Raw genomic sequence first — 16,109 nt, 5'->3', positions numbered from 1 at the left:
ACCATGGACACCCTTGTTTTCGACTAGGTACTTTCCGTTACTTGGACGTACTCGGGACTTTAACCCGTTAGAGTTTGACCATGCCGGGCAAACAAAAAGCCCTAAGTCAAATTTGACTTAGGGACGAACAACCGTGGTACCACCCAAAATTTATACGCAATATTCTCTTTGCGTACCTCAAACGTTAACGCCGCAACTCGTGTTGAGACTACTCAACAAAGGCTCCAGAATGTAATTCGATGGTTAACTTATGCTAGTTTCTCAGCAACACTAGCTCTCTTAAATAGTGGTTAGCCTATCTACTGCTTTTCTTTCAAAGCCAGAACATTTATTTTTAACTTAGGATAATCCTTTTCAGTTTCCTTGTCAACTAAATTATTCTAAAAAAAAAATAGAGACGAGTCTGACCGAACTAAAAATCAATTTTCTTTTGCTCTCTATATTCAAGTAAATAGCTAGAAAAAACTGCCCTTAAGCTTTATTCTGCGCTTTCAAGTTCTTGAAGTTTTTCAGAGATCGTCTGAAATTGCTAGATAGGATGAGCTGACGTTACATAATGGTTATTTCCAGTGACGAAATTTTAAGAACGGCAAGTAGGTAACGATTATTATCAGCTAATCCTTCATGTCAATTTTCGTGAATTCTTTCTTACTGCTATGAAACACAAAAAAACAACCTGATTCGATGATGAACAGTACCTACTTGATTCTTAAAGCTAAATACGTTTGTCTCGTTTTTCTCTATTCTTATCATTTATTTATAATATTAATAATTTTAAACGCAGCTCTAAAGTAAATAAAACTCAAACGGAAAATAATTTAAACAATATTATAAAAAAAGGATGAACCAAAACTAAAAATCAGTTTTGTTTCATCCTCTAAATCCGAATAAACGGTGGGCAAAAGTCTGAATCTTCGGAAATCCCCCGAAAATCACTCAATACATAAAGACTATTGTGCGCTTTTCGGTCCAATTTCTCGACCCAAAATGACTACTGTCTCAACCTCTTTAAAATGATTTAAGCTTCCAAAAATGTTCCTTGTTCTTCACAAGCCGTTCTATAGAAACTAGCCACTGCTACCTGATTATATGGAATAACCCATAATAACCCGATGAATAACGCTAAAATTCCTAGAATGAACCAGCCAATAAAAGAAAGCTCTAACAAAATATATTGTCCAAATCGACCTTGCATTAATTTCAGACCATAACGTAATGCTGTTCCGATACCTAATTCTGGATAATCAAGTTTTGTCCAGACTGCAAATTGGAAAACACCGCTAATGAATATACCTAAGAAGGAGACTAAGACTGATGCGATGACTATCGTTAATGCTAAAAAGAGACTGCCGGCTAAGTTCTCTTGTAATTTTTCAACAGACATGACATTAAACATTAAAGAGAAATAGAGCCCCACACCAGATGTCAGTAACACAGGCAGCAAAACAATCAAACCAACTAGAAAATTCACTACATATTGAATAAAATTAATAATCAACATCGGAATGTAATATTTACTCTGAAAAACAGTTAATAACATGGAAGATTCTACTTTTTTTCCTCTAATCACTTGTAACGCACAGTAGTATGTACCATAAGTGATTGCAAAGAAAATAAAATTATCAAGTAAAAAATTAATAATATTCCCACTGGCACTATCAGGAGAATATCCAATAATAGACTTGACAATAGAACCAATAACAGAAGAAATGACTCCACTTAAAAATGTAATCCAGGCCATGGTTCCCCATTGGTTATTTAAAGCACCTCTAGCATTTTCTCTATGCTGTGCATTCGATACTTGACTCTTCATACTCTCACCTCTTTAAAATTCACGGATTTTTTCAACGGTATTTTTATCCAACCGTTTCACAACTTCAGTCACTAACTTAACAGTATTTAAATAATCATCTTCATGAATGATCGAAGTATGTGAGTGTAAATATCTTACAGGTACAGTGATCGCTAATGATGGCACGCCGTTTTGAGCTAAGTGCATTCTACCAGCATCTGTTCCGCCTCCTGCAATGACTGTATATTGGAAAGGAATTTCTAATTCTTCTGCAACACTAATCACAAAGTCACGAAGCTTTTTGTGCGGAATCATTGATGCATCGTAAATTAAAATTTGTGGTCCTTTTCCTAATACTGAATCTGCTTCTTTAGGGGTCATTCCCGGGGTATCCCCTGCCGTTCCTGTATCTAAAGCAAAAGAAATATCTGGATTCACTAGATTTGTACTCGTTTGTGCTCCTCGTAATCCGACTTCTTCTTGGACATTGCTCCCTGCAAATAAAATATTTGGATGGCCTTCAGCAGCTAAGTTTTCCAATACTCGCAATGAAACAGCCGTGCCAACACGGTTATCCCAAGCTTTCGCTAACATAAACTTCGTGTCATTCATGCGACGATATTCAATATACGGGGTAATCATGTCTCCTGGTTTGATGCCCCACTCAGCAACCTCTTCGTCACTGGAAGCCCCAATATCAATAAACATATCAGATAATTCGTACGGTTTGTTTCGCACTTCCTGCGTCAAAACATGAGGTGGTTTCGAACCAATAACACCGTGATATACTTTCCCTTTTCCTGTAGTAATTTGCACTTGTTGAGCCAACATCACTTGACCCCACCAACCACCAAGCGTTTGAAATTTGATAAAGCCTTTTTCAGTAATTTGTGTCACCATAAATCCAACTTCATCTAAATGTCCAGCAATAAAAACTTTCGGTCCTTCTTTGTCTCCTGAACGTTTTGCAATCACACTACCCAAACCATCAAACATCATTTTATCAGCAAAAGGAGTTGCATAGTTCTTAAATAATTCCCGAACCTCTCCTTCATTTCCTGGAACACCGTTTGCACTTGTTAAATCAATTAATAATTTCTCATCTTTATTATTCAAATTACTGCTCCTTTCAAAATAAGTCCTTAATTATTATAGCATTCCTTTCCCTATAAAAAAACAAAACTAGTAATCAGAGATTATTAGTTTTGTTTTAACATCAAGAAAATTATTCTTTTTACTGAATTTCCTGAGGATCTTTTTCTTGCCACTCTTTTGAATAAAAGGAATCATTCATTTTGTAATGAGTATTATTTTTCGTATTGCCTTCAAGAAATGGCTGAATTTTTTGATCTACATTAAGCCAACCGCGCCACCCTAAATGAATGGTATCTGCCATAAAATAGCTAACATTATCAGCTGTTGTGAAATCTGCGATATTTGTAAATCCTTGACTTTCTAGTTGGTACTTCACTTTTTTAGCATATCCTTGTAACATTTCTTGTGACAATCCCGTGAAATTAGACCAATGCTTATTCACTGGCGGAATAATAAACATCACTTCTGTCTTTTCTTTTGCTAATTGGTTCAACGCTAATTGTAAATCAGAATACTCTGGTGAAAAACAATAGTTCCAATCCTTTTGTGAGTTTTCCAATTTAGTCAATTTATTTTTCAAACGCTTATTATAAAAACGATTGGAAATTTCGAATGAATTATTACTAGTAGCTTTTTTTCCAATTTCACCCGCTAAAGTATCAAGCACTTGGTAATCATATTTTTCAGGCAATTTTTTGGTGGCTTTATCAATCGCTTTTTGTTTATTAATCATACCAATTTTACTAAATAAACCATCCTCACGAGAAAGCATACTAAGCTTTAATCGAATGCTTTGCTTATCTGATTTTTTTGGTTGTTGCCCATTTTCTATATTTTTTAATGCTCGAACTAACAACTTATCTTCTCTTACTTTTGAAAAGTCCAGCAAGCGATTGGCTAAATATTTATCACTCTCATCGATTTCTTCAAGATTTTTGACCCATTGATAGGTTTGTAACTCAGAATAATAAGCGTTAAAATAATCTTTGGTAACACCTTCTTTGACAAACCATTGAGGCGATAAAATGAACACAACTTTTTTATTCGCCAAATCGCTTCCCATAGACTTCATCATCATTGCTTGTGTCAGTGATTGCGTGCCAGGAGCGCCTAATAAAAATGGACGATAATTTCGATCATACTTTTCTGCTAAAACTGACGGATGAAAAGCGCTAATACGGCTTAACTCTGATGAGCCAAAAAAAGGAACATACTTGTCTGAACTTATGGCTTTATTTTTAATAGCATTTCCTCTTAATATATTTGCTGACATAGACGTTGAAGCATCTGCTAAGACTTTCTTACTATCTAAATCAATGTTAAATGGTGTAAAAAATAAAATAGCTACTAAGACCGCTGATAAAACCAAAGGTCCAAAAATGGCAAAGATTTTTTTCTTCATGGTCATCCTTGTAAAGCTCTCACTTGTTCAATCACTTTTTTAGGTGTGTTCCATTGATCGCGGTCAAATTCAGAAACTGGAACTTGAACACCTATTTGTCCTTCGATTTCAACTAATAATTGGACTGTGGCTAAAGAATCCATCAAGCCTTCCTCAAATAAATCTACTTCTTGATTTTCTCTTACTTCATCAGTACCTGTAATTTCTTCTAAAATATCTAAAACAGTTTCTTCAATATTCATCTGTCTATTCTCCTCATTTTATCCAGCACTACGCTGTTTTGTATTTTATTTATCAATCATTTCCGTCAATTTTTACTTAAAAAACAATGTGTCTAGAAAGCCTGAAAATATTAAGAAACTGAAGCAAACGGCATTAAACGTTAAAAAAATCGCCAATGCATGTGTCAATTTGTTAGAAGGTATTTTCTCTTTGTGTTTTTTCTTAAATCGTAGCCAAGCATCTGTTAGGCAAATAAGCCCTGCATGATACAATCCATAAACAAGATAATACCAAGTCAAACCATGCCAGACACCCATAATTAAGAATAGGGCAAAGTAACCAACATTGGATGCAACAATTCGACTTTTAAAAACTTTTTTCTTAATCAAAGTAAACATTAAACGCATATAGATGTAATCTCGGAACCAAAAGGACAATGTCATGTGCCAGCGATTCCAAAATTCTTTGATATTCCAACTTAGAAATGGCTTATTAAAGTTAATCGGTGTATTGTATCCCATCAAGTAACTAGTCCCTACTGCAAACAAACTGTAGCCTGCAAAATCAAAGAATAAATATAGACTGTAAACGTACATGTAGGCAACAAGTGCCCACGAAAATCCTCCATATTTTTCAGCTATCTTTGCAACAAAAGGCATCATCACTTGACCAAAATAGTAGCCAATAATAAATTTATACAAGAACCCTAGAAAAAAATTATGAATTCCCTTTTGCAATAAATCTACATATTTTTCTAGTTCTATCGGATTTTCAACATCCTTTTCAAACCGACGATAACGATCAATAGGACCTGAAGAAATCGTAGGGAAAAATAATAGAAATTGGATATATCGAAAAACACTGTATTCTTTAATAGAGCCGTCACGTATCTCCATAATCATTTGAACCGATTTAAAGGTCAAATAAGAAATACCTAAAAAACCTAAAATAGAGGCATGACCAGAAACAAATGGAACGATTTTTACTAACGCTAATGGCGCAATCGCTAAAAAAACGGATAAATAAAAAATGTAACTATTATTTTTCTTTTGTCGATAGTGAAAATAAAGCCATACTAAAACAGTCTGCCAAAACACATAGACAATTAAAGCAACTCCTTGTTTCCAATCTTTTCCGCCAAAACTCATGTATAGGAAAAAAAGTGTGACTAGGGCTTGGTACCAAGACCAACGTTTCCCTTTTACTAGTAACGTAATAATCATTGGCAATAAAGCAATAATTAGATAACAGAAATAAATAGGATTTGCATAAGGAATCATGTAAGGAAAATTAGTCATGTTGCATTCACCTCATTCATCAATCCTTTACGATCGATTTTTCCATTAGCGGTTAACGGTAACTGCTCTACATAAACAAATTTATGTGGAATCATATAATCCATAACCGATTGGCTTAATTCTGCTTTAATCGCTTTTGTCAATTTAAACTCTTTATCGAAATCATTTTCTTCTGGAACAACAAAAGCTACTAATTGTTGCACTTTATGATTTTGATATTTAGGAACGACCGTCGCCTGTTTCACTAAAGAAACGGTTGCTAGATGATGGTCCACCTCTTCTAATTCGATTCGATAGCCATTTAATTTCACTTGAAAATCAATTCGTCCATCGTATATTAACAAATCCTTGTCATTAAGTTTTCCGGCATCACCAGTACGATACGCGGCTTGTCCACGATACTCAAAAAAGGCTAATTCTGTCTTTTCAGGATTATTCATGTAGCCTTTAGAAATGCTCGGTCCAGTGATTATGATTTCTCCAATAGTCCCTTTTTCAACTTCGTTATCGCCATCCATAATCAAGACGGTCGTATCTTTTTTTACGTACCCAATCGGAATCCGAGGATATTGCTGCAACAATTCTTTTGTGACCTCAACACCTGAAATAGCCACCGTTGCTTCTGTTGGTCCATAAGTATTATAAATATGAGCCGTTGGAAAACGAGTCAATAACTTCTCAGCCGTGGCCTTAAGAAGCTCTTCTCCACAAAATAGAAAGACTTTTAAACTAGAGACATGTTCTCCATCAAAGGTTGGTTCCATTAGACAAATGTCTACAAATGAAGGTGTTGACACCCAAACTTCAATGGCCATTTTAGGCAACGTTGAAAACAATTTTTTGAAATCATTAATCGTTTCTTTTCCTAGCGGTGTTAAAGAACCCCCTGACACTAAAGCTGGATAAACATCCATCACTGACAAATCAAAAGAGTACGGAGCTTGTGATAAAAAGCGCATCCCTTCAGTAATGCCAAAATCAGTTAATTCCCAATTCACAAAACTCAACAAATTGTTGTGACTAATTTGAACCCCTTTTGGAACGCCTGTCGTGCCAGAAGTAAATATAATATAATACGTTTCATCCGCAACGACTGGTTGTAATGGTAGCTCCTCATCGGCTTGTTTCACAATCATCGCTAGTGTACTCATGTCAATGACTGTTGCTTCCCTTTCTAGCTTAGGCCATTCCGAAACGGAGAGAATCATTTCTGGTTTTGCTACATCTAAAATCATCTCTACTCTATCATTCGGAGTATGTGCGTCAATAGGTATGTATGCATGACCGGCCTTTGTCGTGCCTAAAAAACAAGCCAGCATCTCAAATTCCAATTCCCCAAAGACGACAATCGGTGTTTCTCGTTTCGTATTTTTTTGTAAGTAATTAGCGATACTATCTGAATACCGCTTCAATTCTCCGTAAGTATATGTTTGATTATCAGCACCAAGATAGACAGGACGCTCTGGTTCTGTTACTCCCCAATAATCAATTGCTTCAATTATATTTTCAACAACCAAAAAAAATCCTCCTATCTTAAAACTCGTTATAAATAAACGTGCCGCCATCAATATTTTTATAGTGATACAAATAAATCAGCGCAACGATAATTGCAAAGTAAAGCAACGTCCGCCCAACAAAGATTCCCCAATAACGGACATTCGGTTGATTTAAAAAATTTTTCATTTATTATGCCTCCAGTGTTTCAGCAGTATTCTTTGGTACTGCTATTTTAATAGAAAACCGTCAGAAAAGATAGAGATTGCTTAGTAATGACCTTTTTTTCTTCTAACATTTTTGTCACTTGCATCCAAATAGAAAGAATACAACGATTCTTCCTTAAAAAAAGCTTAAGCTGTTCCTTAATCTCTTTTACTAAATATCATTCTTGAATAGATAGCAGCGGTTAATAAGTAGAAACTTAAGTAGATCAAAAGTAAAATACCACATGACACATAGGCTAACCAATACCCTGAACTTTCGACAAAATTACTAAATACATAGATGGCAAATATTGCATGTAAAATACCAATAAACATCGGCGGAAAGAAAATAATACTATTTTGTTGGTAAATTAATTTTGAAATTTCTTTTTTAGGAATCCCAATTCGTTTCAACAACTCGTAATTACTGCGCTCTCTTGAAAAATCGGAGAACTGTCTAAGCATTAAAACACTTCCTGTTATTAACAAGGAAAGGATCCCTAAAAACATCGCTATATAGATAAACAGTCCCATTTCCCGTCGCTTATATCGTAATTCAGGGAAGCGACTTGTATAATTTAAGCGCCAATGTTCTGATTCAGCATTTGGATAAGAGGCCATATTTTCATTCTCATTTTTTTGAGAGACTGACGAGACGTAGCCTTCTATCTGATTATTTTTCAACGTGTAATCATAATAAATTGGAGCAATCCATTCAGGCTTAATAGTATCTGACAAGTGATTGGCCAACGCTTCTTCATCGGTTGTGTGTACATCAAAAGCCCAAAGATTATAGGTCAGTCCCTCTGTAATTTGTGCAAATTTTTTGTCTGAAACAATAATCGTCGGAAAATCATATCTCAATAAAGACTGACCTAAGAAATCAGCTCGTGTACTGGCAATCTTCAGCTCAGTCCCTCCTTGTAAAATAATCGGTGATTCATATCGGATGAATCCTCGCATAATATTTTGAAGGCTATCAATTAAAACCGTCTCTTGATCATTTTTTAACTTAAGTTCTTTTAAATAGGGATTTATTTTTTTGTACTTCTGATAATTTGAGAGAGAAAGTACATTAATCGGTCTTAATTCTTCTCGTCGCTGCTCCTGTCCAATTTTCATCACAAACTGACTTCCCGTTAATTTATAATTAAGTTTAATCGTTTTTTCAATCACAGTCTCTGGTTCTTTCTCAATTTCAAGTTGCGCTTGCTTATAGATTTCTTCAGAGACAATAAAATCAGTTGGATTCGTTAAATTTACAGAATGCATGCCTAAAGTATATAAAGAAGCAGCACCACTAATCATTCCTAAGGCAATCGCAATAAAAAGAGTAATCACAGTCAATGTTTTTCGACTATGTCTAATTTGAAAACTAACATTCCCTAACGCTACCATTCTTAAATCCCGATAATAGCTATTTTTATTCTTTCCAAGTAGATAAACCACTAAACTCATCGTGTTTCGATAGAAAAAATAAGTCCCTAACATACAAATCAGCATAATGAAAAATGGCGCATACAACAGACTAGGAAAACCCAAGACACTTTTCATTAGTAGAGTAGTAAAAGACACAATATTATAAGCTAAAAAATAACCAAATGCAATCAAGAAAATACCTAAAATTCCAAATAACACACTTGTTTTAGTCAATTTGTTTGTCTCAACTTTTTGCTTGCTTTTTTCTCTTAATTGATCGTCTAGTCGATACCGATAGATTGACCAAAAACTGTTGATTGAGACAACTAGCAACGTAAATCCAAAAACCATAGCCGTTTGGAACATAGACGGAAATGAAACGTAAAAAGGACTGTCTATTTGAAGAAACATAGCTTTAGCCAGAATCATTGAAAACAACTTGGACAAAATAATTCCTAAACTAATTCCTGTAACCAACGAAAGAACACCTAAAACGCTCGTTTCCATAAAAAAGAGTAATGATATTTGACTTTTACGCATCCCTAACAAGTGATACAAACCAATCTCTTTTCCTCTTCTTAATAGAAAAAAGTGATTGGTTGCCATCATGAAGCCTAAAATAATAATGACAATCAGAACCCCACCAAAATTCATAGCTCCAGAAATCGAAACATCTTGTTCAGCTCGCGACACCAAGGGCTGATTGTATGTAATCGCACTAAAACAATAATAAACAACCACAGCAAAAGTCATACTAAAAAAGTAAACTAGATACCCATGAAACTGAGCTTTGAAATTTTTCCAAAAGAGACTAGAAATCATTCACCCGGCCTCCTCCTCCGATTGTCGCCTGCATGTCAATCACACGATTAAAAAATTCCTTTCGTGACCCTTGACGAACAACTTCAGAAAAAATAACCCCATCTTTAATAAATAAAATTCGATTGCAGTAACTCGCTGTATAGGGGTCATGAGTAACCATCATGATTGTCGCATCATCTTGCAAATTTAATTCTGTCAAATACTTTAATAGCTCGGTTGCTGATTTAGAATCCAATGACCCTGTTGGTTCGTCAGCAAAAATAATCTTAGGTTTCGTAATCAAAGCTCTTGCCGTGGCCACTCGTTGCTTTTGCCCAATCGAAATCGCCTCTGGATACGCCGTTAAAATAGATTCAATCCCTAAAATCCTCGTTACATGTGTCAAACGCTCTTCCATCGTACTTAACTTCTCTCGTTCTAAAGCAAGAGGCAGCAATATGTTGTCTTTGACATTCAGTGTATCTAACAAATTAAAATTTTGAAAAATAAAACCTAACTCTTTTCTCCGAAAGTCACTCACTTGATTGTTTCTCATTTTTAAGATATCTTGCCCTGCTATTTGAACAATGCCCGTATTTGGTAGTTCAATAGTTGAAATCACATTTAAAAGAGTCGTTTTGCCAGCACCACTAGGCCCCATAATTCCTACAAATTCCCCTTGATCCACAGTGAAAGAGATATTATTTAGCACCTGAACCTTATTATTTCGAAAGCCGTAAGATTTACTTAAATGATGTACTTCTAAAATTTTTTTCATCCGGTTCTTCTCCATCTTATAATTCTTTCGTCTATTCTACCAAATATTCAACCTTTATGAACATCGTTTCATCTTACAATATAGAAAGTTTAAGGAATAATTTTGCTGCTGAAAATTAATAAAGGATTCACAAGTAAAAATAGACATCAAAACACATCCTTGAGTGAGTCAAAAAAATCTATTTTTCCAAGCGGATATTCTCCACTCAAAATAAAATTATTTTCTGTTATCAAAATTTTGTGACAATTTCCACAACCCCTTTAACGACTTGTTTTCATTCTTTTTTCATTCGCGAAAACACTACATATTGATAATTAACGAGAAAAAAATCCCTCTAAGACACTATATATAGTTGAAAGAATTTCAAAATTGATTTATGATAAGGAGGAATAATTTTGTGAGGAGATGGATGGTATGATAGAAATTAAGCAAAAGGATAGTGAAGAATCTTCTTCAACTCCTAGCTTAGCTAACATGAAAATTGTGAAAAGAGATGGACGTTTGGTAGATTTTGATGACCAAAAGATTTATGCTGCTTTGATCAAGGCTGAACAAAATATTAATGGGGAACTCGATCCACTTGCACATGAACGTATCCAAGAAATCGTTGACCGGGTAGATCAGGAAATTTCTGAACGGTTTATTTCTGATGTCAAAATTTATGAAATTCAAAATGTAGTGGAACATATTTTATTAGAAAAAAATGAATATGCTCTAGCAGAAGAATACATCAACTATCGCACTCGTCGTGACTTTGAACGCAGCAAGGCTACCGATATCAACTTCACAATCGGTAAGCTAATTAACAAGGATCAATCTGTTGTTAACGAAAATGCGAACAAGGATAGTGACGTGTTTAATACGCAACGTGACTTAACTGCTGGTATTGTTGGAAAATCCATTGGTTTAAAAATGTTACCTGCTCATGTAGCTAACGCCCACCAAAAAGGCGATATTCACTACCATGACCTAGACTATCATCCATATACCCCGATGACAAACTGTTGTCTAATTGATTTTAAAGGGATGTTGAACGGTGGATTCAAAATCGGAAACGCTGAAGTTGAATCACCTAAATCCATTCAAACTGCAACTGCTCAAATCTCACAAATCATTGCTAACGTTGCTTCTAGCCAATATGGTGGTTGCTCAGCGGATCGTGTAGACGAACTGTTGGCTCCTTTTGCTAAACTAAATTATGAGAAACATTTAGCTGACGCTAGAGAATGGATTGAAAATGAAGACCGTCAAGAAGAATACGCAAAAGTAAAAACACAAAAAGATATTTATGATGCGATGCAAAGTTTAGAATATGAAATTAATACTTTGTTCACTTCTAATGGACAAACACCATTTACCTCTCTAGGTTTTGGACTAGGAACTAACTGGTTCGAGCGTGAAATCCAAAAAGCTATTTTACAAATTAGAATCAATGGTTTAGGTAGTGAAAAACGGACGGCGATTTTCCCTAAATTGATTTTCACATTGAAGGATGGCGTTAACTTAAAAGAGACCGATCCAAACTATGAAGTAAAACAGCTAGCGTTAGAATGTGCAACGAAGAGAATGTATCCTGATATTTTGAACTATGACAAAATTGTTGAGTTAACGGGTAGTTTTAAAGTGCCAATGGGTTGTCGTTCTTTCTTACAAGGCTGGAAAAATGAGCAAGGAGAAGAAATTAACGTTGGTCGGATGAACTTAGGTGTGGTTACTTTAAACTTGCCTAGAATCGCTTTAGAAGCCAATGGTGACATGGACAAATTTTGGGGAATTTTAGCCGAACGTTTAGAGACTATGAAGGATGCTCTTGTTTATCGTGTCGAACGTTGTAAAGAGGCAACTCCTGCAAATGCGCCTATTTTGTATATGTACGGTGCTTTTGGCAAACGCCTTACTCGGAAAGATTCCGTAAATGAACTCTTTAAAAACAAACGTGCAACGGTTTCTATGGGCTACATTGGCTTATACGAAGTGGCAGCTGCCTTTTTTGGAGATGACTGGGAAGGAAATCCAGAAGCAAAAGATTTTACTATTAACATACTAAAAGAGCTAAAAGCTCATACTGATAAATGGGGCAACGACTATGGCTATCATTTCAGTGTTTACTGTACACCTAGTGAAAGTTTAACTGATCGTTTTTGTCGTTTAGATACTGAAAAGTTTGGAGTTATCGAAAATATTACCGATAAAGATTATTATACCAACAGCTTCCATTATGATGTGCGCAAAAATCCAACACCTTTTGAAAAGCTTGATTTTGAAAAAGACTATCCTAAATATTGCTCTGGCGGCTTCATTCACTACTGTGAATATCCAGTGCTTCAACAAAATCCTACAGCTCTGGAAGCCGTTTGGGACTATGCTTATGATAAAGTTGGTTATTTAGGAACAAATACACCGATTGACCATTGCTATGAATGTAATTACGAAGGAGACTTCAATCCGACAGAACGTGGTTTTGAATGCCCACAATGTGGCAATCGTGATCCAAAATCTTGTGACGTAGTCAAACGTACTTGTGGCTACCTAGGAAATCCGCAAGCTCGCCCGATGGTTCATGGTCGACATAAGGAAATTTCTTCACGAGTGAAACACATGAAATAAATACCGCATAACAAGAGTGGTATTCTATCTAGTTTGAATTATTTGCTGCTCTTGCTCTATTATGGAAAGAACTATTTTAAGAAAATTCATTGAAAATATAACTGAAAAAGCGATGCTCTGGTTCACTCTACACCAGATGTCGTTTTTTCTTTGAAAGGATGATTATTTTTGAGAAATCCTAAACCAAAAGAATGGTTAGCACAAGACTTTAGTCAAAACTACGTCGCAGATTACAAAGCGTTCAATTTTGTTGATGGTGAAGGCGTCCGCAATAGCTTGTATGTCAGTGGCTGTTTGTTTGCTTGCGAAGGTTGTTTTAACCAAGCGATTCAAAATTTTCATTACGGAAAACCTTTTACAAAAGAGCTAGAAGATAAAATTATTGAAGACTTACGTCATAATCACGTCCAAGGATTAACCTTGCTTGGTGGCGAACCTTTTTTAAATACGGAGGTTTGCTTAACGGTCGTTGATCGAGTTCATCAAGAATTCGGTACAAAGAAAGACATCTGGTCCTGGACAGGCTACACATTTGAAGAGTTGCTTTTAGAAACCCCGGATAAACTTGAATTACTTGAAAAAATTGATATTTTGGTTGATGGTCGTTTTGAACTGGAAAAACGAAACTTAAACCTACAATTTCGTGGTAGCAGTAATCAACGAATCATTGATGTAAAAAAATCACTGGCAGCAGGACAAGCTGTGATTTGGGCTAAATGTACCGACGCAGAACAATCCTATGAACAAATTCAGAAAGCAAAACTGATTTGAAAAAAATACAGCTAGAATTTCATTTAGTTTCTGAAATTCTAGCTGTATTTTTTTCCCATAACGGCAAGGGAATATTCTCATAGGTCATTGGGTCCAAATTTGTAAGAGTAATCCCTAATAAACGAATCCCTTTTTCTAACCCTAAAACGTCTTCCCAAATGAGATTGGCTTGATAAAAGAGTTCTTCTTTTTTGGCTATGTATTCTGGTAATGTTTGTCGCTTTGTAACTGTAGTATAGTCTGTATAACGAACTTTCAAAACAACTGTTTTACCATGTTTCTGTTCCCTCTTTAAAGAGCCTTCTACTAATTCTGATAGCTGTCTTAATTGAGTCGTTACTTGTTCCTCAGTGGCTAAAGGCGTACCATAGGTATGTTCTTTGCCTACCGATTTCCGGTCTCTCGTTATGTTAACGGGAGAATCATGAATTCCTCGAACTTTTCTGAAAAGAGAATAACCCATCTTACCAAAATGGCGAATCAATTCCATTTCATCTTTTTCATATAAATCTGCCCCTGTAAAAATTCCTAAGTCATGCATCTTGGGTACTGTTTTTTTTCCTACCCCGTGAAATTCTTCTATTGCTAACGCTTTTAAGAAGTCTTCTGCTTGTTCTGGTAAAACGACGGTTAATCCTTTTGGCTTTTCAAAATCAGAGGCTAGTTTCGCTAAAAATTTATTATAGCTAACGCCTGCTGAACAGGTTAAATGAAGCTCTTGCCAAATATCACGTTGAATCAACTTGGCTATTTTGATGGCAGAGGTACTGCCGATTTTATTTATCGTCACGTCTAAATAAGCTTCGTCAATGGAAACAGGTTCGATAATGTCTGTATAACGTCGAAATATCTCTCGAATTTCTTTTGAAACAGCTGAATATTTCTCGTGATCTCCCGCTTTAAAAATGGCATGAGGGCAAAGTTCATAAGCTTTTAAAGCACTCATAGCAGAGTGAATGCCATATTTTCTAGCTTCATAATTTGCGGTTGTAACTACTCCTTTACCACCAGTATCACTAGGATGGCGAGCAATTACTAATGGTTTTCCCACTAATTCAGGATGATCTCGTTCTTCCACAGAAGCAAAAAAAGCATCCATATCAATATGAATAATTTTCCGTGATGTATCTTTTTTTAATGGAAATCTTAATTCGCTACTCATTAGACTCACCCTCTCTAGTGACAGTATACAAGAACGTACGTTCCTTATCAATTGTTTTTACTTAAAAAGAAAGTCATTTTATAAAATGGTTAAGACCTATCTATTTATATTAGCTACTCAAACAAGAAGAATGACTTTCACGACTAGTCATTCTTCTTGTTTGAGTATTCGTTTGATTTTTTTACTTTAGCTTATTCCACATGATATTCTTTATAGATTTCTTGTTTCTTCACACCACGTAATTTTGCCACTTCTTTAATGGCTTCTTTTGAGGATAAGCCTGTCTCGATTAATTTATCAACATGTTCTTTAGCTGTCAACTCAAGATCTTCATTTTCCACTAAAACTTCACCAGTAAAGCCTTCTACCAGTATGCAACATTCTCCTTTTAAGGTGTTTTCTGTTAAATAGTGACCTAGTTCCGCCAATGTTCCTCGTAAGTATTCTTCATGCAGCTTAGTTAATTCTCTACAAATAACTGCTTTGCGGTCTTCGCCATAAACTTCAGCAAAATTTTTGACAGTTCCGCCAATTCGATGTGGCGATTCATAAAAAATTTGGGTCGGCTTTTCTAGCTTTAAAGCTTCCATGATGGCAGTTTGGTCTTTTTTCTTTCTTGGTAAAAAGCCGTAAAAAGTAAAAGGCTGTGGTAATAGGCCCGACGCAATTAAGGCTGTCAGCCCCGCAGTCGGCCCTGGTAAAGCAATGACTTTGATATCTAACGCAATACATGCTTCCACTAATTCATGCCCAGGATCGCTTATAGATGGCATTCCTGCATCACTAACTTGCCCAATATCTTCGCCCTGTTGTAATTTTTCCAGCAATTGGGGAATTCGTTCTTTATAGTTATGCTCATGAAAGCTAATTTGAGGCGTTCCAATTTCAAAATGGTTTAATAGTTTTTGCGTGTTTCTGGTATCTTCACTAGCAATCAGAGTTACTTCTTTCAGCATCTTCACACACCGAAAACTCATATCCTCTAAGTTACCAATCGGAGTTGGGATTAAATATAAACTCCCGCCAGCAGAAGAGTCATAACTTTTTTGTTTTTGCACCATG

The 16,109-nt window shown here is 35.5% G+C and carries 13 protein-coding genes and 1 other annotated feature; of the genes, 2 read left to right on the top strand and 11 right to left on the bottom strand.

The genetic code is table 11. The features are described from left to right. Positions 1 to 116 precede the first annotated feature (116 nt). Positions 117 to 326: a binding site (T-box leader), on the bottom strand. Positions 327 to 1,018: 692 nt separating this feature from the next. The 9 genes from BCR26_RS08605 to BCR26_RS08565 all read right to left on the bottom strand — a co-directional run bounded on the left by BCR26_RS08605 (position 1,019) and on the right by BCR26_RS08565 (position 10,507). Continuing rightward, positions 1,019 to 1,813 carry a DUF975 family protein gene (locus BCR26_RS08605; RefSeq protein WP_069698572.1) on the bottom strand — a complete coding sequence of 265 codons (795 nt, stop codon included), beginning with the start codon at positions 1,811 to 1,813 and terminating at the stop codon, positions 1,019 to 1,021. A 12-nt stretch (positions 1,814 to 1,825) separates the two neighbouring features. Next, positions 1,826 to 2,908, bottom strand: a complete 1,083-nt coding sequence (locus tag BCR26_RS08600; protein ID WP_069698571.1) for a M42 family metallopeptidase — start codon at positions 2,906 to 2,908, stop codon at positions 1,826 to 1,828. Between the two features lie 118 nt (positions 2,909 to 3,026). After that, positions 3,027 to 4,295: a D-alanyl-lipoteichoic acid biosynthesis protein DltD gene (dltD, locus tag BCR26_RS08595; protein WP_139124914.1), complete on the bottom strand. Its 1,269-nt coding sequence runs from the start codon at positions 4,293 to 4,295 to the stop codon at positions 3,027 to 3,029. Then, complete coding sequence (dltC, locus tag BCR26_RS08590; RefSeq protein WP_069698570.1) at positions 4,292 to 4,531, bottom strand: D-alanine--poly(phosphoribitol) ligase subunit DltC; 240 nt, start codon at positions 4,529 to 4,531, stop codon at positions 4,292 to 4,294. The genes dltD and dltC overlap by 4 nt, the downstream gene beginning before the upstream one ends. Before the next feature lie 72 nt (positions 4,532 to 4,603). Then, positions 4,604 to 5,809 (bottom strand): D-alanyl-lipoteichoic acid biosynthesis protein DltB, encoded by a 1,206-nt coding sequence (dltB, locus tag BCR26_RS08585; protein ID WP_069698569.1) that lies wholly within the window; start codon positions 5,807 to 5,809, stop codon positions 4,604 to 4,606. Then, a complete protein-coding gene (gene dltA, locus BCR26_RS08580) occupies positions 5,806 to 7,374 on the bottom strand; it encodes a D-alanine--poly(phosphoribitol) ligase subunit DltA (protein WP_069698568.1) in 1,569 nt (522 codons plus the stop codon). Before dltA ends, dltB begins: the two co-directional genes overlap by 4 nt. After that, positions 7,343 to 7,492 carry a teichoic acid D-Ala incorporation-associated protein DltX gene (locus BCR26_RS08575; protein ID WP_069698567.1) on the bottom strand — a complete coding sequence of 50 codons (150 nt, stop codon included), beginning with the start codon at positions 7,490 to 7,492 and terminating at the stop codon, positions 7,343 to 7,345. The genes dltA and BCR26_RS08575 overlap by 32 nt, the downstream gene beginning before the upstream one ends. Before the next feature lie 176 nt (positions 7,493 to 7,668). Beyond that, the gene (locus BCR26_RS08570) at positions 7,669 to 9,750 is read right to left on the bottom strand and encodes an ABC transporter permease (protein WP_069698566.1); all 2,082 of its coding nucleotides are present in this window, start codon (positions 9,748 to 9,750) and stop codon (positions 7,669 to 7,671) included. Continuing rightward, the gene (locus BCR26_RS08565; protein WP_069698565.1) at positions 9,740 to 10,507 is read right to left on the bottom strand and encodes an ABC transporter ATP-binding protein; all 768 of its coding nucleotides are present in this window, start codon (positions 10,505 to 10,507) and stop codon (positions 9,740 to 9,742) included. Before BCR26_RS08565 ends, BCR26_RS08570 begins: the two co-directional genes overlap by 11 nt. Before the next feature lie 414 nt (positions 10,508 to 10,921). Here BCR26_RS08565 and nrdD point away from each other — a divergent pair, with 414 nt between their 5' ends. Together nrdD and nrdG are read left to right on the top strand one after the other, a co-directional pair. Continuing rightward, positions 10,922 to 13,114 carry an anaerobic ribonucleoside-triphosphate reductase gene (gene nrdD, locus BCR26_RS08560; RefSeq protein WP_069698576.1) on the top strand — a complete coding sequence of 731 codons (2,193 nt, stop codon included), beginning with the start codon at positions 10,922 to 10,924 and terminating at the stop codon, positions 13,112 to 13,114. Positions 13,115 to 13,282: 168 nt separating this feature from the next. Beyond that, on the top strand, positions 13,283 to 13,885 hold the full coding sequence (nrdG, locus tag BCR26_RS08555; RefSeq protein ID WP_069698564.1) for an anaerobic ribonucleoside-triphosphate reductase activating protein: 603 nt from the start codon (positions 13,283 to 13,285) through the stop codon (positions 13,883 to 13,885). 19 nt (positions 13,886 to 13,904) lie between these two features. Here nrdG and dinB read toward each other — a convergent pair whose 3' ends face one another. Together dinB and rsmI are read right to left on the bottom strand one after the other, a co-directional pair. Continuing rightward, positions 13,905 to 15,047 (bottom strand): DNA polymerase IV, encoded by a 1,143-nt coding sequence (gene dinB, locus BCR26_RS08550; RefSeq protein ID WP_069698563.1) that lies wholly within the window; start codon positions 15,045 to 15,047, stop codon positions 13,905 to 13,907. Between the two features lie 191 nt (positions 15,048 to 15,238). Further along, positions 15,239 to 16,105: a 16S rRNA (cytidine(1402)-2'-O)-methyltransferase gene (rsmI, locus tag BCR26_RS08545; protein WP_069698575.1), complete on the bottom strand. Its 867-nt coding sequence runs from the start codon at positions 16,103 to 16,105 to the stop codon at positions 15,239 to 15,241. Between the last annotated feature and the right edge of the window lie 4 nt (positions 16,106 to 16,109).

Origin of the sequence: Enterococcus rivorum (assembly GCF_001742285.1) — a bacterium.
Lineage (GTDB): Bacteria > Bacillota > Bacilli > Lactobacillales > Enterococcaceae > Enterococcus_L > Enterococcus_L rivorum.
The sequence above is the reverse complement of the archived record's forward strand: the minus strand, read 5'-3'. Positions and strand labels throughout refer to the sequence as shown.

What these genes read in the sequence shown, in the direction of transcription:
- BCR26_RS08575 (WP_069698567.1), bottom strand. Translation starts at nt 7,492, where the DNA reads ATGAAAAATTTTTTAAATCAACCGAATGTCCGTTATTGGGGAATCTTT.
- BCR26_RS08605 (WP_069698572.1), bottom strand. Translation starts at nt 1,813, where the DNA reads ATGAAGAGTCAAGTATCGAATGCACAGCATAGAGAAAATGCTAGAGGT.
- BCR26_RS08570 (WP_069698566.1), bottom strand. Translation starts at nt 9,750, where the DNA reads ATGATTTCTAGTCTCTTTTGGAAAAATTTCAAAGCTCAGTTTCATGGG.
- dltB (WP_069698569.1), bottom strand. Translation starts at nt 5,809, where the DNA reads ATGACTAATTTTCCTTACATGATTCCTTATGCAAATCCTATTTATTTC.
- dltC (WP_069698570.1), bottom strand. Translation starts at nt 4,531, where the DNA reads ATGAATATTGAAGAAACTGTTTTAGATATTTTAGAAGAAATTACAGGT.
- BCR26_RS08565 (WP_069698565.1), bottom strand. Translation starts at nt 10,507, where the DNA reads ATGAAAAAAATTTTAGAAGTACATCATTTAAGTAAATCTTACGGCTTT.
- dltD (WP_139124914.1), bottom strand. Translation starts at nt 4,295, where the DNA reads ATGACCATGAAGAAAAAAATCTTTGCCATTTTTGGACCTTTGGTTTTA.
- nrdD (WP_069698576.1), top strand. Translation starts at nt 10,922, where the DNA reads ATGATAGAAATTAAGCAAAAGGATAGTGAAGAATCTTCTTCAACTCCT.
- dltA (WP_069698568.1), bottom strand. Translation starts at nt 7,374, where the DNA reads ATGGCGGCACGTTTATTTATAACGAGTTTTAAGATAGGAGGATTTTTT.
- dinB (WP_069698563.1), bottom strand. Translation starts at nt 15,047, where the DNA reads ATGAGTAGCGAATTAAGATTTCCATTAAAAAAAGATACATCACGGAAA.